Origin of the sequence: Streptomyces sp. NPDC059785 (assembly GCF_042732375.1) — a bacterium.
Lineage (GTDB): Bacteria > Actinomycetota > Actinomycetes > Streptomycetales > Streptomycetaceae > Streptomyces.
Window position 1 is genome coordinate 28,403 of sequence record NZ_JBHWHV010000044.1, and the last position, 25,386, is coordinate 53,788.

At 72.9% G+C, this 25,386-nt stretch carries 18 protein-coding genes, 1 tRNA gene and 1 pseudogene; 9 read left to right on the forward strand and 11 right to left on the reverse strand.

Translation table 11 applies throughout. The annotated features are described in order from the left end of the window. The first annotated feature begins 14 nt into the window (after positions 1-14). Positions 15-86 (forward strand) — tRNA-Leu (locus ACFV6E_RS28890). A 102-nt stretch (positions 87-188) separates the two neighbouring features. Then, positions 189-665, forward strand: a pseudogene (locus ACFV6E_RS28895) (helix-turn-helix domain-containing protein). A 23-nt stretch (positions 666-688) separates the two neighbouring features. Here ACFV6E_RS28895 and pyk read toward each other — a convergent pair. Together pyk and ACFV6E_RS28905 are read right to left on the reverse strand one after the other, a co-directional pair. Continuing rightward, positions 689-2,125, reverse strand: a complete 1,437-nt coding sequence (gene pyk, locus ACFV6E_RS28900; RefSeq protein WP_385465573.1) for a pyruvate kinase — start codon at positions 2,123-2,125, stop codon at positions 689-691. 179 nt (positions 2,126-2,304) lie between these two features. After that, positions 2,305-3,018, reverse strand: coding sequence for an SIMPL domain-containing protein (locus ACFV6E_RS28905; protein WP_385160041.1), 714 nt, complete (start codon positions 3,016-3,018; stop codon positions 2,305-2,307). A gap of 204 nt (positions 3,019-3,222) precedes the next feature. Between ACFV6E_RS28905 and ACFV6E_RS28910 the strand changes: the two genes are divergently transcribed. After that, entirely contained in the window at positions 3,223-5,052 is a 1,830-nt protein-coding gene (locus tag ACFV6E_RS28910) for a bifunctional metallophosphatase/5'-nucleotidase (protein ID WP_385465576.1), read from the forward strand. An 87-nt stretch (positions 5,053-5,139) separates the two neighbouring features. On the opposite strand, the gene ACFV6E_RS28915 is transcribed toward ACFV6E_RS28910, so the two are convergent. From ACFV6E_RS28915 to ACFV6E_RS28935, 5 genes are all read right to left on the reverse strand, one after another. Further along, a complete protein-coding gene (locus ACFV6E_RS28915) occupies positions 5,140-6,570 on the reverse strand; it encodes a lysine N(6)-hydroxylase/L-ornithine N(5)-oxygenase family protein (RefSeq protein ID WP_385465579.1) in 1,431 nt (476 codons plus the stop codon). Continuing rightward, positions 6,567-8,024 (reverse strand): pyridoxal phosphate-dependent decarboxylase family protein, encoded by a 1,458-nt coding sequence (locus tag ACFV6E_RS28920; protein WP_385160046.1) that lies wholly within the window; start codon positions 8,022-8,024, stop codon positions 6,567-6,569. Before ACFV6E_RS28920 ends, ACFV6E_RS28915 begins: the two co-directional genes overlap by 4 nt. A gap of 237 nt (positions 8,025-8,261) precedes the next feature. Next, positions 8,262-10,850, reverse strand: a complete 2,589-nt coding sequence (gene pepN / locus ACFV6E_RS28925) for an aminopeptidase N (protein ID WP_385160047.1) — start codon at positions 10,848-10,850, stop codon at positions 8,262-8,264. 94 nt (positions 10,851-10,944) lie between these two features. Continuing rightward, the gene (locus tag ACFV6E_RS28930; RefSeq protein ID WP_385465582.1) at positions 10,945-11,493 is read right to left on the reverse strand and encodes a PleD family two-component system response regulator; all 549 of its coding nucleotides are present in this window, start codon (positions 11,491-11,493) and stop codon (positions 10,945-10,947) included. A 128-nt stretch (positions 11,494-11,621) separates the two neighbouring features. Next, the gene (locus ACFV6E_RS28935; protein ID WP_385160051.1) at positions 11,622-12,056 is read right to left on the reverse strand and encodes a chorismate mutase; all 435 of its coding nucleotides are present in this window, start codon (positions 12,054-12,056) and stop codon (positions 11,622-11,624) included. A gap of 405 nt (positions 12,057-12,461) precedes the next feature. On the opposite strand from ACFV6E_RS28935, the gene ACFV6E_RS28940 reads away from it, so the two are divergent. Then, on the forward strand, positions 12,462-13,358 hold the full coding sequence (locus tag ACFV6E_RS28940; protein WP_385160053.1) for a hypothetical protein: 897 nt from the start codon (positions 12,462-12,464) through the stop codon (positions 13,356-13,358). Between the two features lie 90 nt (positions 13,359-13,448). Then, a complete protein-coding gene (locus ACFV6E_RS28945; protein ID WP_385465584.1) occupies positions 13,449-14,393 on the forward strand; it encodes an ankyrin repeat domain-containing protein in 945 nt (314 codons plus the stop codon). A 725-nt stretch (positions 14,394-15,118) separates the two neighbouring features. On the opposite strand, the gene ACFV6E_RS28950 is transcribed toward ACFV6E_RS28945, so the two are convergent. The 3 genes from ACFV6E_RS28950 to ACFV6E_RS28960 form a co-directional block, all read right to left on the reverse strand. Continuing rightward, the gene (locus tag ACFV6E_RS28950; protein WP_385465587.1) at positions 15,119-18,256 is read right to left on the reverse strand and encodes an AAA family ATPase; all 3,138 of its coding nucleotides are present in this window, start codon (positions 18,254-18,256) and stop codon (positions 15,119-15,121) included. Positions 18,257-18,398: 142 nt separating this feature from the next. Further along, the gene (locus ACFV6E_RS28955) at positions 18,399-19,316 is read right to left on the reverse strand and encodes an SDR family oxidoreductase (RefSeq protein ID WP_385160059.1); all 918 of its coding nucleotides are present in this window, start codon (positions 19,314-19,316) and stop codon (positions 18,399-18,401) included. Beyond that, complete coding sequence (locus ACFV6E_RS28960; protein WP_385465590.1) at positions 19,313-20,260, reverse strand: SDR family oxidoreductase; 948 nt, start codon at positions 20,258-20,260, stop codon at positions 19,313-19,315. The genes ACFV6E_RS28955 and ACFV6E_RS28960 overlap by 4 nt, the downstream gene beginning before the upstream one ends. Before the next feature lie 98 nt (positions 20,261-20,358). Between ACFV6E_RS28960 and ACFV6E_RS28965 the strand changes: the two genes are divergently transcribed. Genes ACFV6E_RS28965 through ACFV6E_RS28980 form a run of 4 tightly spaced genes read left to right on the forward strand, consistent with a single transcriptional unit; the run spans position 20,359 to position 24,084 of the window. Continuing rightward, positions 20,359-21,240, forward strand: a complete 882-nt coding sequence (locus tag ACFV6E_RS28965; RefSeq protein WP_385160061.1) for an enoyl-CoA hydratase family protein — start codon at positions 20,359-20,361, stop codon at positions 21,238-21,240. After that, on the forward strand, positions 21,237-22,169 hold the full coding sequence (locus ACFV6E_RS28970; protein ID WP_385160063.1) for a CoA transferase subunit A: 933 nt from the start codon (positions 21,237-21,239) through the stop codon (positions 22,167-22,169). Before ACFV6E_RS28965 ends, ACFV6E_RS28970 begins: the two co-directional genes overlap by 4 nt. Continuing rightward, complete coding sequence (locus ACFV6E_RS28975) at positions 22,166-22,990, forward strand: CoA-transferase subunit beta (RefSeq protein ID WP_385160065.1); 825 nt, start codon at positions 22,166-22,168, stop codon at positions 22,988-22,990. Before ACFV6E_RS28970 ends, ACFV6E_RS28975 begins: the two co-directional genes overlap by 4 nt. Continuing rightward, the gene (locus tag ACFV6E_RS28980) at positions 22,990-24,084 is read left to right on the forward strand and encodes an NAD(P)H-dependent flavin oxidoreductase (RefSeq protein WP_385160067.1); all 1,095 of its coding nucleotides are present in this window, start codon (positions 22,990-22,992) and stop codon (positions 24,082-24,084) included. The genes ACFV6E_RS28975 and ACFV6E_RS28980 overlap by 1 nt, the downstream gene beginning before the upstream one ends. Positions 24,085-24,211: 127 nt before the next feature. Here ACFV6E_RS28980 and ACFV6E_RS28985 read toward each other — a convergent pair whose 3' ends face one another. Beyond that, a complete protein-coding gene (locus ACFV6E_RS28985) occupies positions 24,212-25,369 on the reverse strand; it encodes an acetyl-CoA C-acetyltransferase (RefSeq protein ID WP_385160069.1) in 1,158 nt (385 codons plus the stop codon). Positions 25,370-25,386 lie beyond the last annotated feature (17 nt).

The following is a 25,386-nucleotide window of genomic DNA, read 5'->3' on the forward strand; positions in this document are numbered from 1 at the left end:
CTTACCTTTGCGAGGCCCCAGTACTCCAACGTAGAGAGGCCGCTCTCAAACAGCGGACAGTGTGGGTTCGAGTCCCACCTGGGGCACTTTTCCTTCATCTCGAAGGTCAGCCTATCGAAGCGGATGCTCACGTTGTCGTGAACATCCGCTTTTTGCTGCACCTACACCTGCTCACGCAGAGTGGCCATATGAACGCTCACAGCACACAAGTGCGACAGCGGGCCCTCACGCTGCTGCGCGGCGGCACAAAGAACGCTGACGCCGCTCGGAGGCTCGGCGTACCGCTTGGCACCGTCAGCTATTGGTGCCGCCTATGGTTACTTGCTCAGCTTGTACCTAGGCGACGGGCACATCAGCCACTACGCGAAGCACAGGGTGCCAAGCTTGATGGTCACGCTGGACGACTCTTGGCCTGGCCTCCAGGACGCCGCCGAAGACGCCCTACGCACGGTCTTCCCCCGCAACGCCACGTGCCGCGTCCGCTCAGTCGGCGCCCACGACATCAAGGTCTACTTCAAGCACCTGCCCAGCTCTTCGGCGACACCCTCGACAAGGTGGGCGTCCAGTGGACCACCCTCGCCCGCGGCAGCGACCCGTTCAACATCTCCGTCGCCCGCAAAGCCTCCGTAGCCCTCATGGATGTCCACGTGGGCCCCAAGCACTGACGACGAGGGGCCCGGCACCGGGGTCAGTGGATGTCGCCGTCCTCGCCGATGCGGTGGACGCGGACCAGGTTCGTCGATCCGGAGACGCCGGGCGGCGAACCCGCCGTGATCACGACCAGGTCGCCCCTCTCGCAGCGGCCGATCCGCAAGAGCTGTTCGTCGACCTGGGAGACCATCGCGTCCGTGGAGTCGACGTGCGGGCCGAGGAAGGTTTCCACGCCCCACGTGAGGTTGAGCTGGGAGCGGGTCGCCGAGTCGGGGGTGAAGGCGAGGAGGGGGATCGGGGAGCGGTAGCGCGAGAGGCGGCGGACCGTGTCGCCGGACTGGGTGAAGGCCACCAAGAACTTGGCGCCGAGGAAGTCGCCCATCTCCGCCGCCGCTCGGGCGACGGCGCCGCCCTGGGTGCGGGGCTTGCTGCGTTCGTTGAGGGGCGGGAGGCCCTTGGCGAGGATGTCTTCCTCGGCCGCTTCGACGATGCGGGCCATCGTCCTGACCGTCTCGATGGCGTACTTGCCGACGCTCGTCTCGCCCGACAGCATCACGGCGTCCGTGCCGTCGATCACGGCGTTGGCGACATCCGACGCCTCCGCTCGCGTCGGGCGGGAGTTGTCGATCATCGAGTCGAGCATCTGGGTGGCGACGATGACCGGCTTGGCGTTGCGCTTGGCGAGTTTGACGGCGCGTTTCTGGACGATCGGGACCTGTTCGAGGGGCATTTCGACGCCGAGGTCGCCGCGGGCGACCATGATGCCGTCGAAGGCGGCGACGATGTCGTCGATGTTGTCGACGGCCTGGGGTTTTTCGACCTTGGCGATGACGGGGAGGCGCCGGCCTTCTTCGTCCATGATGCGGTGGACGTCGATGATGTCCTCGCCGCTGCGGACGAAGGAGAGGGCGATGACGTCGAAGCCGGTGCGCAGGGCCCAGCGGAGGTCTTCCTGGTCCTTCTCGGAGAGGGCGGGGACGGAGACGGCGACGCCGGGGAGGTTGAGGCCCTTGTGGTCGGAGACCATGCCGCCTTCGATGACGGTGGTGGTGACGCGGGGGCCGTCGACGGCGGTGACTTCGAGGCAGACCTTGCCGTCGTCGACGAGGACGCGTTCGCCGGGGGTGACGTCGTCGGCGAGTCCGGCGTAGGTGGTGCCGCAGGAGTGGCGGTCTCCTTGTGCGCCGTCTTCGACGGTGATGGTGAAGGTGTCTCCGCGTTCAAGGAGTACGGGGCCTTCGTGGAAGCGGCCGAGTCTGATCTTCGGGCCTTGAAGGTCGGCGAGGATGCCGACGCTGCGGCCGGTCTCGTCGGAGGCCTTCCGTACGTGCTGGTACCGCTCCTCGTGCTCGGCGTAGCTGCCGTGGCTGAGGTTGAAGCGGGCTACGTCCATTCCGGCTTCGACCAGTGCCTTGATCTGGTCGTAGGAGTCGGTGGCGGGCCCTAGGGTGCAGACGATTTTTGCTCGGCGCATGAGGCGAGCCTAGGGCTTACCGGTGGGTAGAGAATTGGGTGGGCATGACTACTCAACGGCCTTTGTATGAAGGGTTGTTGACAAGTGTTGAATTGTGCGGCGGGGTGCTCTGATGAGCGCGTACGGGTGTTGTGCCTGGTGGTGCGCGTGTCGTGCCGGGCGTGTTCCGGGTGGTGGCTCTAGAGGCGGGGTGGGGCCATGGTGAAGCGTGCGGTGATCTCGGCGTGGACGTGCTGGCGCTGGGGTTCGAGGTCGAGGGCGGCGGGTGTGTCCTCGGTGGGGGCGCCGCCGTAGCCCTTGGCGCGCAGGGCGCGGCCGGTGGCGGCCGGGAGGTGGGGGGCGTCGGTGCCGGTGTCGGTGAGTTCGAGGAGTGCGGTGAGCGTGGTGCCGAGGGCGTCGGCGTATTCGCGGGCGCGTTGGACGGCTTCGTGGACGGCTTGGCGGCGGGCGTCGCGGTGGGCGGGTGAGGTGGGGCGCAGTGCCCAGTAGGGGCCGTCGACGCGGACGAGGTCGTGGTCGGCGAGTCGGGTGGTGAGTTCGCCGAGTGCGGTGAAGTCGTTCAGTTCGGCGGTGAGGTGGACGTGGCCGTGGTAGGCGCGGATGCGTTCGCCGCGGCCGTGTTTGGTGAGTTCGGGGGTGACGGAGAAGGCGCTTGTTTCGAGTTTTTCGACTGCTTCGCCGTAGCTCTTGATGAGGTCGGTGGTCGTGGTGTTGCGGTGGGTGAGGCCGGCGAGGGTGGTGGTGCGGTCGGTGGAGCGGGCGGTGAGGGTGATGCCGATGCGGGCGATGTCGGGGTCGACTTCGAGGTGGGCTTCGCCGCGGACGGTGATGCGGGGGGCGTCAGGGGTGCCGTAAGGGGCGGGAAGGGCGGGCGCCTCGTTACCAGGAGTCATACGCCCCACTCTGGCACTGGTGGAGGTTCCGGTGTGCCCATCGGTCACCAGATCGAAACCTGCGGGACCTGTTCCGCGATGCGTGGGGTGGGTGAGAATCTACGCGCGTTGTTTAAGCCTTTGTCAGAGCTACGCGCGTCGATCATCCGTGGTCGGCGCGTCAGTGATCCGTGATTCGTGATCCGTTGTCGAGGAGTAGGCCCCATGCCGTTGAACCGCCGGAAGTTTCTGAAGAGGTCCGCCGTGACGGGCGCCGGAGTGGCGCTGACGGGGGCGGTCGCGGCTCCTGGTGCGCAGGCGGCGGTGGCCGAGGGGCACGGGAAGCACTCCGGGGGTCACTCGGGCAAGCACAAGAAGACGTACGCGCTGACGGTGCTGGGCACGACCGATCTGCACGGGCATGTCTTCAACTGGGACTACTTCAAGGACGCGGAGTACAGCGACACGGCGGGCAACGCGCAGGGTCTGGCGCGGATCTCGACGCTGGTGAAGCAGATCCGCAAGGAGCGGGGCCGGGAGAACACCCTGCTCCTGGACGCGGGCGACACGATCCAGGGCACCCCGCTGACGTACTACTACGCGAAGGTGGACCCGATCACCGCCAAGGGTGGTCCGGTGCATCCGATGGCGCAGGCGATGAACGCGATCGGGTACGACGCGGTGGCGCTGGGCAATCACGAGTTCAACTACGGCATCGAGACGCTGCGGAAGTTCGAGTCGCAGTGCGACTTCCCGCTGCTGGGTGCGAACGCGGTGGACGCGAAGACGCTGAAGCCGGCGTTCCAGCCGTACTTCATGAAGAAGTTCCATGTGAAGGGTGCGCCGCCGGTCAAGGTGGCGGTGCTGGGGCTGACGAACCCGGGCATCGCGATCTGGGACAAGGCGTATGTGCAGGGCAAGCTGGCGTTCGAGGGGATCGAGGAGCAGGCGGCGAAGTGGGTGCCGAAGCTTCGGTCGATGGGTGCGGACATCGTGGTGGTCTCGGCGCACACGGGTGCGTCGGGCACGTCGTCGTGGGGGGATCAGCTTCCGTACGTGGAGAACGCGGCGGCCAATGTGGCCAGGCAGGTGCCGGGGATCGACGCGATCCTGGTCGGGCACGCGCATGTGGAGATCGAGCAGCAGCTCGTGAGCAATGAGAAGACCGGGAAGACGGTCGTGCTGTCGGAGCCGCTGTGCTACGCGGAGCGGCTGGCGCTGTTCGACTTCGAGCTGGCCTACGACAAGGGCCGGTGGCAGGTCGAGTCGGTGAAGGCGTCGCTGCGGAACACCAACACGGTCGCCGACGACCCGAAGATCACGAAGCTGCTGAAGGACGAGCACGCGACGGTCGTCAAGTACGTGAACCAGGTGGTCGGTACGGCGACGGAAACGCTGACGACGGTGGAGGCGCGGTACAAGGACGCGCCGATCATCGACCTGATCACGAAGGTGCAGGAGGACGTGGTCAAGGCGGCGCTGGTGGGGACGGAGTACGCGTCGCTGCCGGTGATCGCGCAGGCGTCGCCGTTCTCGCGGACGTCGCAGATCCCGGCGGGCGAGGTGACGATCCGGGATCTGTCGGGTCTGTACGTGTACGACAACACGCTGGTCGCGAAGGTGCTGACGGGTGCGCAGGTGCGGGCGTACCTGGAGTACTCGGCGGAGTACTACGTGCAGACGGCGGCCGGTGCGGAGGTCGACGTGGAGAAGCTGACGAACGCGAACGACCGGCCGGACTACAACTACGACTACGTGTCGGGTCTTCAGTACGAGATCGACATCGCGCAGGCGGCGGGTTCGCGGATCAAGAACCTGTCGTACGACGGTGCGGCGCTGGACGACGCGCAGCAGTTCGTGCTGGCGGTGAACAACTACCGGGCCAATGGCGGCGGTGCGTTCCCGCATGTGGCGTCGGCGACGGAGGTGTGGTCGGAGTCGACGGAGATCCGTACACGGATCGCGGAGTGGGTGACGGCGAAGGGCACGCTGGACCCGGCGGACTTCGCGTCGGTGGACTGGAAGCTGACGCGGGACGGTACGCCGGTGTTCTAGCGGCTTCGTTGCGCTGAACCGGGGCGGCGCGGGTGGTGGTGGGTGTGTCCCACGGCCGCCCGCGCCGCCTTTTTCGTGTCTCGGCGCTCACCGGATGTCGGCGAGCGGGACGAGGGTCGGGGTGGCGCGGCGGCCGGTCGGGCCGGCGGGGGGCGGGGTGAGGCCGAAGGTGGTGAAGGCGGTGCGTTCGGGCAGCGGGTAGGGCTCTTTGCCGGTGAGGGCGTTGAGGATGGAGGCGCTGCGCCAGGCGGCGAGGCCGAGGTCGGGGGTGCCGACGCCGTGGGTGTGGAGTTCGGCGTTCTGTACGTAGATCTGGCAGCCGGTGTCGGTGACGGCGGGGTCGAGGACGAGCCGGTACTGGTCGTCGACGCGGGGGCGGTCGGCGCTGTCGCGGCGCAGGTGGGGGTCGAGTCCGGCGAGGAGGCGGCCGAGGGGGCGTTCGCGGTAGCCGGTGGCGAGGACGACGGCGTCGGTGGTGAGGCGGGTGCGGGTGCCCTGCTGGACGTGTTCCAGATGGAGTTCGATCTTGCTGGTGGCGACGCGGCCGGCGGTGCGGACGTGGACGGCGGGGGTGAGGACGGCGTCGGGCCAGCCGCCGTGCTGGGTGCGGCGGTAGAGCTCGTCGTGGATGGCGGCGATGGTGTCGGCGTCGATGCCCTTGTGGAGCTGCCATTGGGCGGCGAGGAGGCGGTCGCGTTCGGCTTCGGGGAGGTGGTGGAAGTAGCGGGTGTAGTCGGGGGTGAAGTGTTCCAGGCCGAGTTTGGAGTACTCCATGGGCGCGAAGGCCTCGGTGCGGGACAGCCAGGTGATCCTTTCCTGGCCGGTGGGGCGGTTGCGCAGCAAGTCGAGGAAGATCTCCGCGCCCGACTGGCCGGCGCCGACGACGGTGGTGTGTCCGGCGGTGTGCAGCTGGTCGCGGTGTTCGAGGTAGTCGGCGGCGTGGATGACGGGCACGCCGGGGGCGTCGGCGAGGGGTTTGAGGGTTTGGGGTACGTGGGGGGCGGTGCCGACGCCGACGACGATGTTGCGGGTGTGGGTGCGGCCGAGGGACCGGGTCTGGCCGTCGGCGTCGAGCCGGGCGAAGTCGACTTCGAAGAGGGTGCGGTCGGGGTGCCAGCGGACGGCGTCGACGCGGTGGCCGAAGTGCAGTCCGGGGAGGTGGTCGCTGACCCAGCGGCAGTAGGCGTCGTACTCGGTGCGCTGGATGTGGAAGCGCTCGGCGAAGTAGAAGGGGAAGAGGCGGTCGCGGTCCTTGAGGTAGTTGAGGAAGGACCAGGGGCTGGCGGGGTCGGCGAGGGTGACGAGGTCGGCGAGGAAGGGGACCTGGAGGGTGGCGCCGTCGATGAGGAGTCCGGGGTGCCAGTCGAAGCCGGGGCGCTGTTCGTAGAAGGCGGTGTCGAGTTCGGTGAGGGGGTGGGCGAGGGCGGCGAGGGAGAGGTTGAAGGGGCCGATGCCGATGCCCACCAGGTCGCAGGGTGCTTCGGGTTCGTGGCGTGGGGGGTTGGGCGTCGGGCTCATCGGGCGGTGTGTCCTTCCACCAGGGCCAGCAGGGCGGCCAGGTCGTCGGTGCTGGTGTGGGGGTTGAGCAGGGTGGCTTTGAGCCAGAGGCGGCCGTCGAGGCGGGCTCGGCCGAGGACGGCGCTGCCTTCGGTGAGCAGGGTGCGGCGCAGGGCGGCGACTTCGGGGTCGGTGGCGCCGGCGGGGCGGAAGAGGACGGTGCTGATGGTGGGGTGGTCGTGGAGTTCGAAGCCGGGGTGTGCCGCGACGAGGCGGGCGAAGGCGTGGGCGAGGTCGCAGACGTGGTCGACGAGGGTGCCGAGTCCGTCGCGGCCGAGGGTCTTGAGGGTGACGGCGATCTTGAGGACGTCGGGGCGGCGGGTGGTGCGCAGGGAGCGGCCGAGGAGGTCGGGCAGTCCGGCGCGGGTGTCGTCGTCGGCGTTGAGGTAGTCGGTGGGGTGGGCGAGGGCGCGCAGGTCGTTGGGGTCGCGTACGGCGAGGAGTCCGGCGGCGACGGGCTGCCAGCCGAGTTTGTGCAGGTCGACGGCGACGGTGTGGGCGCGTTCGAGGCCGTCGAGGCGGGCGCGGCGGCGGTCGCTGAAGAGGAGTCCGCCGCCGTACGCGGCGTCGATGTGGAGGCGGGCGCCGTGGGTGTGGCAGAGGTCGGCGATGCCGGGCAGCGGGTCGATGAGTCCGGCGTCGGTGGTGCCGGCGGTGGCGGCGACGAGGAGGGAGCCGGGGGGTCCGGGCAGTGCGGTGAGCGCCGCGTCGAGGGCGGCGGGGTCCAGGGTGCCGGCGGGGGCGGGTACGACGACCGGTTCGGGCAGGCCGAGCAGCCAGGCGGCGCGGGTCAGGGAGTGGTGGGCGTTGGCGCCGCAGACCAGCCGGACGCCGCCGTGGGTTTCACGGGCGAGGAGCAGGGCGAGCTGGTTGGCCTCGGTGCCGCCGGTGGTGACGAGGGCGTCGGCGGTGGTGGGGCCGGGGGCGCCGGTCTCCGCGCCGCTGTCTCCGGCTCTGTCTCCGGCTCTGTCTCCGGCTCTGTCTCCGGCTCTGTCTCCGGCTCCGTAGATCTCCTCGGCGAGGGTGCGGGTGACGAGTTCTTCGAGTACGGAGGCGGCCGGGGCCTGGTCCCAGGAGTCGAGGGACGGGTTGAGCGCGCCGGCGGCGAGGTCGGCGGCGGTGGCGACGGCGAGGGGCGGGCAGTGCAGGTGGGCGGCGCACCGGGGGTCGGCGGGGTCGGCGGAGCCCTGGGCGAGGACGCGTACGACGGTGTGCAGGGCGTCCTCGGAGCCCTTGCGGGGCAGGATCTCGCCGACGGCTTCCCGGAAGGCGCGGGCGACGTGGTCGGGTCCGCCGGCGGGGAGCGGGCCGCCGCGGGCGGCGCCGCCCGCGCGCAGGGCGTCGAGGACGGTGTCGAGCAGCGGCCGCAGTGCGCCGGGGCCTTCGGGACCTGAGGCGAGGGGCGGCGAGCTCATGGGCGTCCTCCGGTGGGCGCGGCCGGGCTGGGTGATCCAGCTTGGCCGCGCGCGCTCCGGAGCGGGCGGAAAGAGCGGCGACAGGAACCCGAAGGGGTGTACTGCCGTGCGGGGGATGTGTGTCGGGGGTGCGGGGGTGCTAGGCGCACGGCTGACGGAGTTGCGGTGCGTCGTTTTTCGGCTGCGGGCCGTGGGGGCTGGTCACGCAGTTCCCCGCGCCCCACGAGCGTGCCGCTGTCAGTGCGCTCCGTTGCCCGCCGGGTCCTGTTCCTGTTTGCGGCCCTGGGCGTGGATCGTGGCTGTGGCTGAGGTTTCCCCGGTCTCGGTGTGGGCGTCGCGTACGCGCAGGGCGCGGGTCAGGTCGTCGAGCTGGTCGGTGAGTTTGCGGCGCAGGGCCGGGGTGGGGTCGGCGTCGGTGAGGCACTGTTCGCCCAGGCGGAGCGTTTCGGCGCTGACGGCGTGGAAGGGGAAGGCGTAGCGGCCGGCCGCCTCGGCGATGGCGGGGCCGCGGCGGGCGGCGACGGCGACCGCGTCGGCCCAGTAGCGCTCCACGTAGGGGTGCAGCAGGTCGGCCTGTTCGGGCTGCCAGAAGCCCTGGGCGGTGGCGGTGAAGAGGTAGTTGGAGAGGTCGTCGGTGGTGAACATCTCCTCCCAGGCCCGCTGTTTGGCCTGCGGGTCGGGGAGCGCGGCGCGGCAGCGGGCGGCGCCTTCCTGGCCGGTGGCGCTGGGGTCCTGGACGAGTTCGGCCTCGATGACGGCGTCGTCGACGGCGCCGAGGACGGCGAGCCGGCCGAGGATGCGCCAGCGCAGTTCGGGGTCGAGTTCGGGGCCGCCGGGGACGGTGCCCTCGGAGAACCAGGCGCTGATGGTGTCGGGGTGGGCGGCGACGTCGATGAAGTGGCGTACGGCGATGAGCCGCAGGCCGGGGCTGGTGCCGTCCTCGGTGCGGCGGATGAAGTCGCGGCACAGGTCGCTGAGGGTGGCGAGGGCGGCGGACCGGTCGGCGGCCGGGAGGTAGCGGTCGGCGACGTGGGTGGCGGCGAAGGCGAGGACGCCCTGGACGACGGCGAGGTCGCTCTCGTGCGGGAGGTGGGTGCGGGCGGTGTCCAGGTAGGCGGCGGCGGGCAGTTCGCCGTCGCGTACGGCGTCGCGCAGGGCGTTCCAGACAACGGCGCGGGTGAGTGGTTCGGGCAGTCCGGACAGGGTGTCGCTCAGGGTGGCGAAGGACTCGGTGTCGAAGCGGACCTTGGCGTAGGAGAGGTCGCCGTCGTTGAGGACGAGCAGGGCGGGCCGCTTGCCGAGGGGGGCCGGGTCCTGTTGCGGGACGTCGAGTTCGATCCGGCGGCGCAGGACGAGGTGGTCCTGGCTGCCGAGGTCGTGGTCGTAGAGGCCGGCGGCGATGCGGTGGGGGCGGTTGCCGTGGTGGTGCACGGTGAGGGTGCAGGTGCCGTCGTTCTCGGTGGTGACGGTGGGGGTGAGGGTGTCGACGCCGGTGGTGCGCAGCCAGGACTCGGCCCAGGCGTGGACGTCGCGGTCGGTGGCGGCGGCGAGGGAGTCGATGAAGTCGGCGAGGGTGGCGTTGCCGAATTTGTGGCGGGCGAAGTGGGTGTTGATGCCGGCGAGGAAGTCCTTCTCGCCGAGCCAGGTGACGAGCTGGCGCAGGGCGGAGGCGCCCTTGGCGTAGGAGATGCCGTCGAAGTTGAGCAGGGCGGAGGCGGTGTCGGGGACGGCGTCGGGGTCGGGGGCGACGGGGTGGGTGGAGGGGCGCTGGTCGGCGTCGTAGCCCCAGGCCTTGCGGGCGATGCCGAAGTCGGTCCAGGTGTCGTCGAAGCGGGTGGCTTCGGCGCAGGTCTGGTAGCCCATGTACTCGGCGAAGGACTCGTTCAGCCAGATGTCGTCCCACCAGCGCAGGGTGACGAGGTCGCCGAACCACATGTGGGCCATCTCGTGGGCGATGACCATGGCGCGGGTCTGGCGTTCGGTGTCGGTGACGGCGGAGCGGTAGACGAATTCGTCGCGGAAGGTGACGAGGCCGGGGTTCTCCATGGCGCCGGCGTTGAATTCGGGGACGAACGCCTGGTCGTAGGAGTCGAAGGGGTAGGGCTCCTCGAACTTCTCGTGGTAGCGGTCGAAGCAGGCGCGGGTGACGTCGAGGAGTTCGTCGGCGTCGGCGTCGAGGTGGCGGGCGAGGGAGCGGCGGCAGTGCAGGGCGAAGGGCAGTCCGCGGTGTTCGGTGCGTACGGAGTGCCAGGGGCCGGCGGCGACGGCGACGAGGTAGGTGGAGATCGGCGGGGTGGCGGCGGCCTTCCACTGTCCGTGGCCGAGGTGTTCGGTGATGCCGTTGGCGAGGACGGTCCAGTTCTCGGGGGCCTTGACGGACAGCTCGAAGACGGCCTTGAGGTCGGGCTGGTCGAAGGCGGCGAAGACGCGCTGGACGTCTTCCATGAAGAGCTGGGTGTAGGCGTAGGTCTCGCCGTCGGTGGGGTCGGTGAAGCGGTGCATGCCCTCGCCGGTGCGGGAGTAGCGCATCGTCGCGTCGATACGCAGTTCGTGTTCGCCCCGGGTGAGGCCGGTGAGCGGCAGGCGGTTGCCGTCGAGGGCGGCGGGGTCGAGGGGGTGTCCGTCGAGGGTGGCGGAGCGCAGCCGGTCGGGCTTGATCTCGACGAAGGTGTCCGCGTCCGTGCGCGCCGTGAAGCGGATGACGGTGCGGGAGTCGAAGGTCTCGTCGCCCACGGACACGTCGAGTTCGATGGTGTAGCGGTGGACGTCGAGGAGGCTGGCACGGGTCTGCGCTTCGTCGCGCGTCAGTACGGACATGGAGGACATGCTGCCCGATGGCCGGGGGATGTCCCAGCGGTGTACGCGTTCGCGCCTTTTGTCGGGTGGCGGCGGGGCCGGTGGTGCGGGGGCCGCCCGGCGTTCAGGTGCGGTCCTGTTCCAGGGCTTCCTGGCGGGGTTCCAGTGCTTCCTGGCGGGGTTCGCGCTGGACGGGCAGCCGGGGGTCGGGGTGGGCGAGGACGGAGGTCCGGTCGCGTTCCTTGAGGTGGATGCGCAGGTCGCGCACCTCGCGTTCGAGGGCGAGGGCGCGTTCGTGGGCGTCGTACAGGTAGCGGACCTTGGTGCGCAGGATCCAGGGGTCGATGGGTTTCATGACGAGGTCGGCGACGCCGAGGCGGAAGGCGGTGGCGGTGAGTTCGGAGTCGGGGCCGAAGCCGGTGAGCAGCAGGACGGGTATTCGCTGGGTCTGCTCGACGCGGCGCATGTAGCGGACGACCTCGAGGCCGCTCACGCCGGGCATGCGCACGTCGAGCAGCAGGAGTCCGACCTGTCCCCGCAGGACTTCCTTGAGGGCTTCGTCTCCGCTGGTGGCCCGTGTCAGCCGGTAGCCCAGCGGGGCGAGTGCGCTCTCCAGCGCGTACAGCGTGTCCTCGTGGTCGTCGACGATGAGAATCTTGGCATCCGACGGCATGGCGCGGCGCCCCCTCGGAACGACGTCCCTTCGTTTGGCACCGACAGAGTACGGCTCGGGCACTTCGCGGCTCGGGCCTTTGCCTGACGAAGAGTGCTCAGACAGGATGCCTCTGTCACCGTCTGCTGTCACTCCCCCGGACGGACCGGACTGTTTCCCTGGCGGAGCGGGGTGTTCGTGCCGTTCCCGGTGTCGTCGGCGATGCTCTCGTGGTGCCTGATCACTTCGGCGATGATGAAGGTCAGCAGCTTCTCCGCGAAGGCCGGGTCGAGTTTGGCGCTCTCGGCGAGGCGGCGCAGCCGGGCGATCTGGTGGGCCTCGCGGGCGGGGTCGGCGGGCGGCAGTCGGTGGGCGGCCTTGAGGTGGCCGACCTGCTGGGTGCATTTGAAGCGTTCGGCGAGCATGTGGACGACGGCGGCGTCGATGTTGTCGATGCTGTCGCGCAGCCGGCCGAGTTCGGCGCGGACGGCGGGATCGACGGAGTCGGCGGCGGGGGCGGTGCCGGGAGCCGTGTCCGGGGTCGTGCCGGGGGTGGTCGCTTCGTTGGTGTGGCCGGTGGTCATGGGTGTTCACCCTACGGGTCCCGGCCCTGGCGGGTCCCGGCCGGACCTCGGGTGTCCGGCATGTGGTCACCTGGGCCGACCGGGGCCGTGCGGCGCACTGGTGCGCGGTGTGGGGTGCGGTGGCCGGGGTGCGGCGACAGGGAGTCCGTCGGCCGGGGTGCGGCGACAGGGAGTCCGTCGGCCGGGGTGCGGCGGCAAGGGGTTCGTCGGCCGGGGTGCGGCGTCCGGCGCCGTACCCGTGGCAGACGCCTGAGGCCGTCGCCGGGTGCGGTGTATCCGGCCACGGTGCACGGGAGCCCGGTCGTACGCCCGTTCCGGGCGGTGGTGCCCGTTCTACAGTGGAGACGAGTCGAGGTCCGGGCAGGTGCGCGCGGGTCTTCTCCGGCGTCTTCAGGGGGTGCGGACGTGACGAACGACGGCCCGGTCGAGCACGGCTATCCACATCTGGACACGGTCCGGTCGGCGATCACCGCGCTCTACCGGCGGCTCTCGTACGACACCGTCCAGCTCTTCGCGACCAGTGTCGCCCCCGCCGACGTGGCGTTCTGCGACACCGACGACCTGCATCTGGGGGCGCAGCGGGTGGCCCGCGAGATGGTGCGGCACTACCGGCTGCCGGACGCCCGGATGATCGTCGGCTTCCGCGAGATGACACACGCGGCCAATGTCGAACTGGCCGCCGGCCCCGAGTACTTCATCGAGCTGAACGACCGCTTCCGCACGCATCGCCGCGACATCGGCGCCGCACTGGCCCACGAGGTCATGCACGTCTACCTGCACCGCCTGGATCTGTCCTTCCCCGGCACCCGCGACAACGAGATCCTCACGGACACCGCGGCCGCCTATCTCGGGGCGGGCTGGCTGCTGCTCGACGCCTACCGGGAGGACGGGGCCTCGTCGCAGAAGCTCGGCTATCTCACGCCGGAGGAGTTCGGGTACGTGCTGGCCAAACGTGCCCTGGTCTTCGGTGAGGACCCCTCCGTGTGGTTCACCAGCCCGCAGGCGTACACGGCGTACACGAGAGGGATGACGCAGGCGCGCCGGGACGGGCAGCAGCCGCCGCTGACGGCGGCGGGCTGGGCGGGCCGCCGCCGCTACGCGCGGGACCGGCGGCAGGCGCAGACCCGTCCGGCGCCGGGCCCGCAGCCCGGGGTGCCCTACACGTTCACCGCGGCGGGCCGGGACCCGCTGCGGGTGTCGTTCCCGTGTCCGACGTGCCACCAGCGCATCCGGGTCCCGGTACGGGGCCGGGTGCGGGCGCGCTGCGCCCTGTGCCACACGGTGCTGGAGTGCGACACCTGAGGAGGCACCTCCGCCGAGTGGTGCGAAAGTGGTGCACAACACCCCTGGGTGCTTTGCCTCTTCCGCTTCCGGCGAGCGAGGCTCGGGGGCATGAACACGCACGACCCGCGCGCCCGTCTGCTCACGGCGGTGTACGAGGGTGACGAGGACGCCGTCGTCACGCTGCTGCGCTCCGGCGCCGATCCGGAGTGGGCCGACGAGGACGGCCAGACGGCCCTGTACCTGGCGGCGGTGAGCGACCGGCCCGGCGTCGTACGGCTGCTGGTGACGGCCGGGGCCGATCCCGACCGGCTGAGCGCGGGTGCGGACTCGGCGCTGTGCGGGGCGTCCTGCGGCGGGCACACCGCGGTGGTGCGCGCGCTGCTGGCGGCCGGTGCGACGCCCGATCTGGAGGAGGCGTACGGGTTCCGGGCGGTGACGTGGGCGGTGCAGCTCGGGCACGCCGGTGTGCTGGCCGCGCTGCTCGCGGCGGGCGCGGATCCGGACCGGCCGGGTCCCACCGGCGACCTGCCGCTGGTGGCGGCGGCGCGGCGCGGTTCCCCGGGGTGTGTCCGTGCCCTGCTCGCGCACGGGGCGCGGGGTGCGGACCGGGCGCTGGCCGAGGCGCGCCGCTGGCTGTCGCTGGACGTGGCGGCGGAGTTGCGCGCGGGTCTGGAGCGGACGCACGGGCCGGGTCATGTGGCGCAGGTGCACCGTTCGCCCGAGGACGGCGGGGTCACCGTGGAGGTCCGGCTGCTCGGGCCGGACGGGCGCCCGTTCGCCGGGCAGGACCAGCAGACCGGGCACGCGGCGATCGTCACGCTGCTGGAGCGCGCGCTCGGCGTCGCACCGCCGGCCGCGGACCTCGCCGACCGGGCGCTGCGCTGCGGCGGCCGGGCCAACGACGACTGGACGGAGGCGGTCTCGGCCCTCGCGGACCGGGCCGACGCGGAGACCGTCCGGGCGGCGACGGCGTGGTCCCGCTCACCGGAACCACTCCGGCAAGCACTGGGAGCCGAGCTGCTCGAACGGCTCGGGCGGTCGGGTAAGCGGTAGCGGTAGCGGTAGCGGTGAGCCAGGGCAACGACGATTCGCCGGAGGCGGGCTGCTCGAAGGGTTCGAGCAGCCCGGCAAGCGGTGATCGGGCCCGGGCGGCCCGCCCCCCGGTGGTTTCCGCCCGGGCCCCCGGCCTCTCGGCCGGTGCGCGTGCCCGCCGGGGTCTCCCCAGTCGACCTCGGCGGGCACGCGGGTGAGGGGGTACGGCGCCGGGTACGGGGCGCCGTCGTCCGGTTCCGGCCGGTCGGACCGCCGCGAGGGCGGGACCGTACGCCGCCGTCCGCGCGTGGCCGCGCGCGGGGACGTACGTACGTGCCCGTCGTCGTGGCCGCCGGTCCCGGTCCCGGACCCCTGACCCTCACCGTGTCGCCCCCGTCCGCGCGGATCCCGGCGGGACGGGTCCCGCCGGTGCGCCGGGCGGACCCCCCGGCCGGACGCCGCGCGTCGTGGACGCGCCGTTCCGGCGTGTGCCGGGGCGGCGACAGAGCCCCGGCAGCGGGAGCCGACCCCTCGGGGAGGTGAGAAGCCGGCGGCTTGCGCGCACGCGAATCGGAGATGCCTGTCGTGGACCCGGAGATATCTGCCGTGGTCTTGTGGGCGTCGTTCATCGTCGTCGCGTCCCCCGTTGCGTGCATCCCCCGTTGTGCCCCCGTTGCGTGCATCCCCCGTCGCGTACCGCTGTCCTCGTGCCGGGGCACCGGCGCGAAGCGCGACCGACGCCGACGCTACGGAGCGGGGCGCGCACCCGCCCCGGGGTGCGCCCCGGGGAAATCCCCAGGGTCTGCCCGCAGTTCCCGGGGTCCGCCCTCAGGGCCGGCGGTCAGGGCCGTCGCGAGGCGGGTGCGGGAGTCCACTCCGAGCTTGGTGAAGATCCGGCCGAGGTGGTACTCGACGGTCTTGACGCTGATGACGAGTTCCCTGGCCACCTGCCGGTTGGTCAGCCCGGACGCCACGAGCCGGGCGACCGCGAGTTCCTGCGGGGTGAGCAGCGCGGCGCCCCGCGTCCTCGGCCCGCGCCCGGCGGTCCGTACCCCGCAGGCCGCCAACTCCCGCTCGCAGCGCGCGAGATCGGGCGGCGCCTCCAGGTCGGCCAGCAGTTCACGCGCGCGTCCGAGTCGTTCCGCGGCCCGGGTGCGCCGGCCGGCCCGCCGCAGGAACGCCCCGTGCGCGAGGTGCAGCAGCGCGCGGTCGAACGGCGCCCGGACCCGCGCGGCGTGCTCCGCGCCGGACTCGAAGGCCCGCTCGGCGGCCTCCGTGTCACCGCGCAGCGCTTCGAGCGTGCCGCGGGCGCGGGCGGCCACCAGCAGCGCCCCGTGGTGCCCGCGCCGCACGGCCAGCGCCTCGTACGGGGCGAGGGCCTCGGCCGCGCGCTTGTCCTCGCCGAGCGCGCACCACGCGTCGGCGAGGAGGTCGGCCCACGGCACGGTGCCGGGTTCCTCGAAGGTGCCGCGCGGCCCCAGCGCGAGCAGCGGTTCGAGCGCCGCGACGACCTCCTCGGGGCGGCCCCGGGCCCGGGCGAGGTACCCGTCGGCGAGCGCCGCCCACAGCACCGGGTTGACGTGCCCGCCGCCGGCGTACGCGCGGAGCGTGCGCGCCTGCGCCTCGGCGGGCCCGTACGCTCCGCGCGCGGAGTGCACGAGCACGGCCAGCAGCCCGCAGTACAGGGCGATGTGCGGCTGGTCGGTGTCGGCGGCGAGCGACAGCGCGAGGTCGGTGTGCACGGTCGCGTCGTCCCAGCGGCCCGCGCGGTACTCGGCGGAGGAGAGGGCGGTCGCCGCGACCACCCGGAAGGAGGCGGCCCGCCCGTGGCAGGCGGTGAACACCCCGCGCAGGTCCCGTACGGCGCCGTCGAGATCGCCGGTGAACTCGCGCAGGCTGCCCCGGCCGAGCAGTTCCTCCAGCTGGGCGGGGGTCGCGAGGGCCGGGTCGGGCAGCGGGCCGAGGGCGGCCAGGGCGTCGGCGGCGCGCCCGCTCATCGCCAGACCGGTCAGCCGGAGGTAGTGGATCATGTCGGTCGCCGTGTCGTCCGGCGCGAGCCGCAGCGCGAGTCCGGCCCACTCGGCCATCCCGGCGCCGTGCGCCCTGCTGCCGTGCAGGGCGGCGAACTGTCCGGCGATCCGCGCGGCCAGCACCGGTTCGCTCGCCGGATCGCAGCGGTGCCAGGCGTCGGTGAGCAGCGCCTGGGCCCGGTCGGTGTCGGCGAGGCTCAGCCGCCCCAGCAGATAGCTGCGCCAGCCGCCGGGCGCGAACCGGCCGATCCGTTCGGCGGCCTCGGCCATGTCCGGGACGTCGCCCGCGAGCAGCCGGCACTCGACGGTCTCCAGCGTGTACCGCTCGTACAGCTCCGCGTCCGTGCTCAGCCGGGCGGCGGTGGCGAGCTGCGTCGCGGCGCACGACCAGGCGCCGTCGGCCGCGAAGCGGCGGCCCAGCAGGACGAGTTCGGCGGCGAGCAGCGGGTCGGGGCCGGTCGCCGCGAGCGCCCGGTGCCGCAGCCGCTGCGCCTCGTCGGTCGCCCGTGCGGCGGCTCGCAGGTGCAGGGTGGCGCGCCGGGCGGGCCCGAGGTGGTGGTAGACGGCGGCGTGCACGAGCGGATGCGGGAAGCGGATCAGCAGGTCGCCGGGGGCGGCGGTGAGCAGCCCGGCGCGCACGGCCTCGTCCAGGGCGGGGAGGGGGACGGGGGTGGTGCTGTTGGGAGCGGGGGTGGGGCCGGTACTGGTGCCGGGGCCGGTATTGGTGCCGGGGCCGGTATTGGTGCCGGGGCCGGTATTGGTGCTGGTGCCGGTGCTGGTGCTGGGGCTGGTGCCGGTGCCGGTGCTGGTGCCGGTGCTGGTGCTGGGGCTGGTGCCGGTATTGGTGCCGGTGGCCGTGTCCCGATCCGTTCCGGGGCTCGCGGCCGTACCGGGGCTCGCGGCCGTACCAGGGCTCGCGGCCGTACCAGGGCTCGCGGCCGTTCCGGTGGCCGCAGCCACGTCCGCGTCGATCCCCGCCACCGCCCAGGCGTCGGCCGGTACGCAGGTGGTGCCCAGCGTGGCGGCGGCGCAGACCAGGGCCTCGGCCGCGGGACCGCACAGGGCGAGGCGGGCCAGGACGAGCGCCGTGAACGACTTGGGCGCGGGCGGGGCGACGTCGTCGTCCGCGAGCGCCTCGAGCAGCCCGGCCCCCTCCTGCTCCAGGAGTGCCCGTACGTGCAGCGGGCTGCCCCCGGTGTGCGCGTGCAGCCGTACGGCGGCCCGTGCCGTCATCCCGCGCACGCCCAGCTCCCGGCTGAGTTCGCCCAGTTCGGCGGGCCCGAGTCCGTCGAGCCCGATCCGTACCGCGTCGTCGGCGGTGAACAGGCGGCGCAGCCCGTCCGGCAGCCGCGGGTCGTCGGCGTCCCGTACGGCGAGCAGTACCAGGACCCGGTCGGCACGCAGCCGCCGTACGGCGAAGGCGAGCGCCTGGAGCGAGGCCCGGTCGGCCCACTGGGCGTCGTCGACCACGACGTGGACCGGTTCCTCGGGCTGCCGCGCCGCTTGCGGTTCCTGTGCCGCGTCCAGGGTCTCCAGCAGTTCGGTACCGGCCGCGGGGGCGTCGGACCAGCGGGCCGTCGTGCCGAGCAGTTGTTCCAGTACGCCGAAGGGAAGTTCCGACTCGGCCTCCTCGCCCGCTACGTGCAGGACGCGGGCGGCATCCGGAGCGGTCCGGAGGAAGTGGCGCAGCAGCGCGGTCTTGCCGATGCCTGCGGGGCCCTCGATCAGGATGCGCTGGGGGTGTCCGGCGCGGGCCCGTTCCCGCGCGGAGGCGAGCAGCGCGAGACTGTCCGCCCGTCCGACGAACTCCCCGCCGCCCGGACCCGGCCGGCCGGCGGGACCCGAATCGGCCACCTCGGCGCACCTCCCCGGCCCGGTTCCCGCCCCGTTCCCGATAGGCCCCTGACCGGTCCCTGACCGGTCCCTGCGGGCATCCTTCCCAGTCGTCGGGGCCGGGTCCAGGGGTGGAACTCCTAGGTGTGGTACGCCAATCGAACTACGCCCCGTACACCGCGCCCGGCGCGCACGCGCGCGCCAGCAGCGCGCGGGCCGCGTCGCCCGCCTCGGCCGGGGTCCAGCGGGCCCCCTTGTCGGCGGCGGGGCCGGGCCGCCAGCCCTCCATCACGGTGATCCGCCCGCCCTCGGCGCCGAAGACCCGTCCGGTGACGCCCGCGCTGGCGGCGGAGCCGAGCCAGACGACCAGCGGTGACACGTTGCCGGGTGCCATGGCGTCGAAGGCGTCCGCGGCGGCCGGCGCGGCCATCGTGGCGGCGAAGGTCCGCTCGGTCATCCGGGTACGGGCGGCGGGCGCGATCGCGTTGACCTGGACGCCGTACCGGTCGAGTTCGGCGGCCGCGACCAGGGTCAGCGCGACGATCCCGGCCTTGGCGGCGCTGTAGCCGGCCTGGCCGACCGAGCCGAGCAGCCCGGCTCCGCTGCCGGTGTTGACGACCCGGGCCGCCGGTGCGCGCCCGGCCTTCGCCTCCGCCCGCCAGTGCGCGGCCGCGTGTCTGAGCGGCAGGAAGTGCCCCTTGAGGTGGACGCGGGTCACGGCGTCCCAGTCGTCCTCGTCGAGGTTGACCAGCATCCGGTCGCGCAGGAAACCGGCGTTGTTCACCAGGGTGTCGAGCCCGCCGTACGTCTCCAGGGCGGTACGTACGAGGGAGGCCGCCCCCTCCGTGGTCGCGACGTCGCCGCCGTGGGCGACCGCCTCGCCGCCGGCCGCGCGGATCTCGGCGGCCACCTGCGCGGCCGGGCTGTCGGGGTCCGGGGTGCCGTCGATGCGGACGCCGAGGTCGTTGACGACGACCCGGGCGCCCTCGGCGGCGAAGGCGAGGGCGTGGGCCCGGCCGAGTCCGCGCCCGGCACCCGTGACGGCCACCACCCGCCCCTCGCACAGCAACGGTGCGCTCATACCAACCCCTCCCATTCGGTGTCGGGTTCTCTGTCGGTGTTTCCGGCCGCTGCTTCTACGACGGCTTCTCGTCCGGCTTCGCCGGTGGTGTTTCCGGCGGCTTCTCTTCCGGCTTCGCCGGTGATGTTTCCGGCCGTCGCGGCGGCCAGGAACGCGGGGCGCTCCCCGCCGCCGTGCACGAGCAGGCTCGCGCCGCTGATGTACGCGGCGGCGTCGGAGGCCAGGAAGACCGCGGCCCGGCCGATGTCGGACGGCTGCGCGAGGCGGCCCAGCGGGACGGTCCCGGCCACCGCCGCGATCCCGGCCTCGTCCCCGTAGTGCAGCTCCGACCGCTCGGTGCGGACCATGCCGACGACCAGGGTGTTGACCCGGACCTCCGGGGCCCACTCGACGGCCATCGAGCGGGCCAGGTGTTCGAGGCCCGCCTTGGCCGCTCCGTAGGCCGCCGTACCGGGCGAGGGCCGGCTCCCGCTGACGCTGCCGATCATCACGATCGACCCGCGGGCCCGGCGGAGCCGGTCGTACGCGGCGAGCGAGGCGGTCAGCGGCGCGGTGAGGTTCAGCTCGATCACGCGCGCGTGGCGCTCGGCCGGCGAGGTCGCGAGCGGGCGGTACGGGGACCCGCCCGCGTTGTTGACCAGGACGTCCAGCCGGGGCAGCGACTCGAAGAACGCCCGGGTGGCGGCCGCGTCACGCAGGTCGACGGGGCTGAACTCGACGCCCTCGCACGGTGCTTCGGGGGGTCTGCGGGCGCAGACGACGACGCGCGCGCCCGCCGCGGCGAAGGCCCGCGCGACACCGGCGCCGACCCCACGGGTGCCGCCCGTGACAACGACGACCTTGCCGTCTGCGGCCCCGCCGTCGAGACCAGCGCTGCCCGCGCCGCCGGACTCGGCGTCGTCGGACTCGGCGTCGTCGGACTTGGCGTCGTCTGCGATGTCCACAGGCCCTCCCGCGCTCGTCCGTTCGCTGCTAGCTTCGGCAGTGCATGAACCTAACAAATGTTTGGTGGGCAGACAGTGGAAAGGTAGCTGATGCGCTCATGGGTGTCTGCACCTCCTCCCCGGAAAAGGGGATCGCGGTCGTCACGGTCGACTACCCGCCGGTGAACGCGCTGCCGGTGCGCGGCTGGTTCGAGCTGGCCGGGGCCGTCCGCGAGGCGGGCCGCGACCCGGAGGTCCGCTGCGTCGTGCTGGCGGCGGAGGGCCGCGGTTTCAACGCGGGCGTCGACATCAAGGAGTTGCAGCGTGACGCGTCGCGGCGGGACGCGTCATGGCAGGGCACAGGGACGGGCCCGGCGCGCGCCGCGCTCGTCGGCGCCAACCGCGGCTGCGCCGAGGCGTTCGCCGCCGTGTACGAGTGCGAGGTGCCCGTCATCGCGGCGGTGCAGGGCTTCTGCCTGGGCGGCGGCATAGGTCTGGTGGGGAACGCGGACGCGGTCGTGGCCGGGGAGGACGCCACCTTCGGGCTGCCCGAGCTGGACCGGGGCGCGCTCGGGGCAGCCACGCATCTCGCCCGCCTGGTCCCCCAGCATCTGATGCGCACGCTGTACTTCACCTCGCGCACGGTGACCGCGGCCGAGCTGCACAAGCACGGCTCGGTGTGGCGGGTGGTGCCGCGCGACCGGCTGCGCGCGGCGGCGCTGGACCTGGCCCGCGAGATCGCCGCGAAGGACGGTGAGCTGATCCGCCTCGCGAAGGCCGCGCTGAACGGCATCGACCCCGTCGACGTCCGCCGCAGCTACCGCTTCGAGCAGGGGTTCACCTTCGAGGCCGCCGTCAGGGGGGTCGCGGACCGGGTCCGCGCCTCCTTCGGCGAGGACGGGAAGGCGGGCGGCGAGGGCGGGAAGGCGGGCGGCGGGGACGGGGAGAAGGCCGGTGAGGCCAGGGCGGCGGCCCGCGAGGGCGGGGAGGCGGCGTGGTGAGTGACAAGACGATGACGGCGGAGCAGGCGGTGGGCCGGCTGGCCAGCGGGATGACCCTCGGCATCGGCGGCTGGGGCTCGCGCCGCAAACCGATGGCCCTGGTCAGAGCGGTGCTCCGGGCCGGTATCGGAGATCTCACGGTGGTCTCGTGCGGCGGCCCGGACGTGGGGCTGCTCGCCGCCGCCGGACGGATCCGCAAGCTGGTCACCCCCTTCGTCACCCTGGACTCGATCCCGCTCGAACCGCACTACCGGGCCGCGCGGGAGTCGGGCGCCCTCGCGCTGACGGAGGTCGACGAGGCGATGTTCATGTGGGGCCTGCATGCCGCGGCCAACCGGCTGCCCTTCCTGCCCGTGCGCTCCGGGCTCGGTTCGGACGTGCTGCGGGTCAACCCCGGTCTGCGGACGGTCACTTCGCCCTACGCCGACGAGTCGACGGGCCGCCGGGAGAAGTTCGTCGCCATGCCCGCGCTGCGCCTCGACGCCGCCCTGGTCCACCTCAACCGCGCGGACCGCCGGGGCAACGGCCGCTGCCTGGGCCCGGATCCGTACTTCGACGACCTGTTCTGCGAGGCGGCCGACGCGGCGTACGTCTCGTGCGAGCGGCTGGTCGACCGGATCGGCGCGGCGGACCCGGACGGCGCCACCGGCGGCGGGGGCGGCGGTGACGGGGGCGGCCGTGACGAGGGCGGCGGCGGGGCACCGGCTCCGCAGACGCTGCTGCTCAAGCGGTCGAGCGTGACGGGCGTGGTCGAGACGCCGCACGGTGCGCACTTCACCTCCTGCGCCCCGGACTACGGCCGCGACGAAGCCTTCCAGAAGCTGTACGCCACGACGCCCCACGACGAGTTCGCGCGCCGCTTCCTGGCCGGTGACGAACACGCCTACCAGGAGGCCGTACGGACCTGGCGGAAGGAGACGGACCGATGACCGCACACCCCGTACCCCCGAAACCGCCACCGTCCCCCACTCCGGCGTCCCCGTCCCCCACCCGTGCCGAGTACTGCGTGGTCGCCTGCGCCGAGGCGTGGCGGGGTGCCGGTGAGGTGCTGGCCTCGCCGATGGGTCTGGTGCCGTCCGTCGGCGCCCGGCTCGCCCGGTGCACCTTCTCCCCCGATCTGCTGCTGACCGACGGCGAGGCGATGCTCGTCGCGGCCGACGGCACCCCGGAGGGCTGGCTGCCCTACCGGCAGCATCTGGCGCTGGTGACCGGCGGGCGTCGGCACGTCATGATGGGCGCGAGCCAGCTCGACCGCTTCGGCAACCAGAACATCTCCTGCGTCGGCGACTGGTCCCGCCCCCGCCGCCAGCTCCTCGGCGTGCGCGGCGCACCGGTCAACACCCTGAACCATCCGACGAGTTACTGGATCCCGAGACATTCCCCGCGGGTCTTCGTGGAGCGGGTCGACATGGTCTGCGGGGTGGGGTACGACCACGCGGCCGAGGCGGGCCCGGACGCCACCCGCTTCCACCGCATCGCGCGCGTCGTCACCGACCTCTGCGTCCTCGACTTCGCCACGCCCGACCACTCCATGCGGCTCGCCTCGCTGCACCCGGGCGTCACCGTCGAGCAGGTGGTCCGAGCCACCGGCTTCGAGCTGCGGATACCCGACGGGGTGCCGTGCACCCGGGAACCGACGAGGGAGGAGCTGCGACTGATCCGGGAGGTCATCGACCCGGAGACCACCAGGGACCGTGAGATACCGGCGGACCGGGACCCCGCCGGTGGCCAGAAGGGGGCCGGGCGCTGATGGAGACCGCGCTCACCCGGCTCACCGGGGTCCGGCACCCGATCGTCCAGACGGCGATGGGCTGGGTGGCGGGGCCCCGCCTGGTCTCGGCGACCGCTGAGGCCGGCGCCCTGGGCATCCTGGCCTCCGCGACGATGACACCCGACCGGCTGCGCGAGGCCGTACGGGAGGTCAAGTCCCGTACGGACCGGCCGTTCGGGGTGAATCTGCGCGCGGACTCCGCCGACGCGGGCGACCGGGTGCGGATCATCGTCGAGGAGGGCGTGCGGGTGGCGTCGTTCGCCCTCGCCCCCACGCGTGAGCTGATCGCCGAGCTGAAGGCGGCGGGGGTCGTCGTCATCCCGTCCGTCGGGGCGCGCCGGCACGCCGAGAAGGTGGCCGCCTGGGGTGCCGACGCGGTGATCGTGCAGGGCGGCGAGGGCGGCGGGCACACCGGCGAGGTGGCGACGACGGTGCTGTTGCCGCAGGTGGTGGACGCGGTGCGGATACCGGTGGTGGCGGCGGGCGGTTTCCACGACGGGCGGGGCCTGGTGGCCGCGCTGGCGTACGGCGCGGCGGGGGTGGCGATGGGCACCCGTTTCCTGCTGACGTCGGACTCGCCGGTCCCGGACGCCGTGAAGGAGGCGTATCTGGCGGCGACCGTGCGGGACGTGACGGTGACGACGGCCGTGGACGGGCTGCCGCACCGCATGCTGCGGACGGAGTTCGTCGCCGCCCTGGAGCGGTCGGGGCGGGTCCGCGCGCTGCTGCGGGCCGTGCGGCGGGCGGGCGGCTTCCGGCGGACGTCGGGGCTGACGTGGAGGGGGATGGTGCGGGACGGGCTCGCCCTGAAGCGCGGCCGTGACCTCACCTGGAGTCAGGTACTGCTCGCCGCGAACACGCCGATGCTGCTGAAGTCGGCGCTGGTGGACGGCCGTACGGATCTCGGTGTGATGGCGTCGGGGCAGGTCGCGGGCGTGATCGACGATCTGCCCTCGTGCGCGGAGCTGGTGGACCGGGTGATGGCACAGGCCCGGGAGACCATGGACGGTCTCCCCGGCCGGACTCCCTCGGACCGGGCACGGTCCGCGGGGAACCGCACCTCGTGCGCGTGAAGCTCGCCGTCAGCGTGCTGGAGTCCTCGCCGCAGGACGCGTTCGGCGCGGCGGGCACGGCAGGGCTTCCCGCTCGGCGGCGCACCCACCCGGGCACGGATACGTGCGGTGAGGAACCCTCGGGCGCTCAGAGCCGTTCGACGATCGTCACGTTCGCCTGGCCGCCGCCCTCGCACATGGTCTGGAGGCCGAAGCGGCCGCCCGTGCGCTCCAGTTCGTGCAGCAGCGTCGTCATGAGTTTCGCTCCGGTGGCGCCGAGCGGGTGGCCGAGGGCGATGGCGCCGCCGTTGACGTTGACCCGGGCGGGGTCGGCGCCGGTCTCCTTCAGCCAGGCGAGCACGACCGGTGCGAACGCCTCGTTGATCTCGACGAGGTCGATGTCGTCGATGGCCAGGCCGGTCTTCTTCAGGGCGTGCGCGGTCGCCGGGATCGGGGCGGTGAGCATGCGGATCGGATCCTCGCCGCGCACGGTGAGGTGGTGCACGCGGGCGCGGGGGGTCAGCCTGTGCTCCCGTACCGCCCGTTCGGAGGCGAGGAGCAGGGCGGCGGCGCCGTCGGAGACCTGGGAGGAGCAGGCGGCGGTGACGGTGCCGTCCGGCAGGACCGGCTTCAGGCCCGCCATCTTCTCCAGGGAGGTGTCGCGGCGCGGGCCCTCGTCGGCGATGACCTCGCCGTACGGCACGGTCTCGCGGGCGAAGCGGCCCTCGTCGAGGGCGCGGACCGCCCGCTGGTGCGAGCGGAGCGCGTACCGCTCCTGCTCCTCGCGGCCGATGCCCCACTTGGCGGCGATCGCCTCGGCGCCGTGGAACTGGCTGACGGGCCGGTCGGCGTAGCGGGCGCGCCAGCCGGTGCTGCCGGCGAAGGGGCCCTCGGTGAGGCCGAGCGGTACGGCGGCCTGGCGGGAGGCGAAGCCGATGGGGATCAGCGACATGTTCTGCACACCGCCGGCGACCACCAGGTCCTGGGTGCCGGAGAGGACTCCCTGGGCCGCGAAGTGCAGGGCCTGCTGGGAGGAGCCGCACTGCCGGTCGACGGTGACGCCGGGCACCTCCTCGGGCAGTCCGGCGGCCAGCCAGCAGGTGCGGGCGATGTCACCGGCCTGCGGGCCCACCGTGTCGAGGCAGCCGAAGACGACGTCCTCGACGGCGGCCGGGTCGATCCCGGACCGTTCGACCAGGGCGGTCAGGACGTGGGCGCCGAGGTCGGCCGGGTGCACGCCGGCCAGCCCTCCCCCGCGCCGTCCGACGGGCGTGCGGACCGCTTCGACGATGTATGCCTCGGCCATGACCGGTTCCCTCCCCG

What these genes read in the sequence shown, in the direction of transcription:
- ACFV6E_RS28955 (WP_385160059.1), bottom strand. Translation starts at nt 19,316, where the DNA reads ATGAGCGCACCGTTGCTGTGCGAGGGGCGGGTGGTGGCCGTCACGGGT.
- pepN (WP_385160047.1), bottom strand. Translation starts at nt 10,850, where the DNA reads ATGTCCTCCATGTCCGTACTGACGCGCGACGAAGCGCAGACCCGTGCC.
- ACFV6E_RS28975 (WP_385160065.1), top strand. Translation starts at nt 22,166, where the DNA reads ATGACCGCACACCCCGTACCCCCGAAACCGCCACCGTCCCCCACTCCG.
- ACFV6E_RS28965 (WP_385160061.1), top strand. Translation starts at nt 20,359, where the DNA reads ATGGGTGTCTGCACCTCCTCCCCGGAAAAGGGGATCGCGGTCGTCACG.
- ACFV6E_RS28905 (WP_385160041.1), bottom strand. Translation starts at nt 3,018, where the DNA reads ATGACTCCTGGTAACGAGGCGCCCGCCCTTCCCGCCCCTTACGGCACC.
- pyk (WP_385465573.1), bottom strand. Translation starts at nt 2,125, where the DNA reads ATGCGCCGAGCAAAAATCGTCTGCACCCTAGGGCCCGCCACCGACTCC.
- ACFV6E_RS28915 (WP_385465579.1), bottom strand. Translation starts at nt 6,570, where the DNA reads ATGAGCCCGACGCCCAACCCCCCACGCCACGAACCCGAAGCACCCTGC.
- ACFV6E_RS28980 (WP_385160067.1), top strand. Translation starts at nt 22,990, where the DNA reads ATGGAGACCGCGCTCACCCGGCTCACCGGGGTCCGGCACCCGATCGTC.
- ACFV6E_RS28945 (WP_385465584.1), top strand. Translation starts at nt 13,449, where the DNA reads ATGAACACGCACGACCCGCGCGCCCGTCTGCTCACGGCGGTGTACGAG.
- ACFV6E_RS28935 (WP_385160051.1), bottom strand. Translation starts at nt 12,056, where the DNA reads ATGACCACCGGCCACACCAACGAAGCGACCACCCCCGGCACGACCCCG.
- ACFV6E_RS28930 (WP_385465582.1), bottom strand. Translation starts at nt 11,493, where the DNA reads ATGCCGTCGGATGCCAAGATTCTCATCGTCGACGACCACGAGGACACG.
- ACFV6E_RS28985 (WP_385160069.1), bottom strand. Translation starts at nt 25,369, where the DNA reads ATGGCCGAGGCATACATCGTCGAAGCGGTCCGCACGCCCGTCGGACGG.
- ACFV6E_RS28910 (WP_385465576.1), top strand. Translation starts at nt 3,223, where the DNA reads ATGCCGTTGAACCGCCGGAAGTTTCTGAAGAGGTCCGCCGTGACGGGC.
- ACFV6E_RS28920 (WP_385160046.1), bottom strand. Translation starts at nt 8,024, where the DNA reads ATGAGCTCGCCGCCCCTCGCCTCAGGTCCCGAAGGCCCCGGCGCACTG.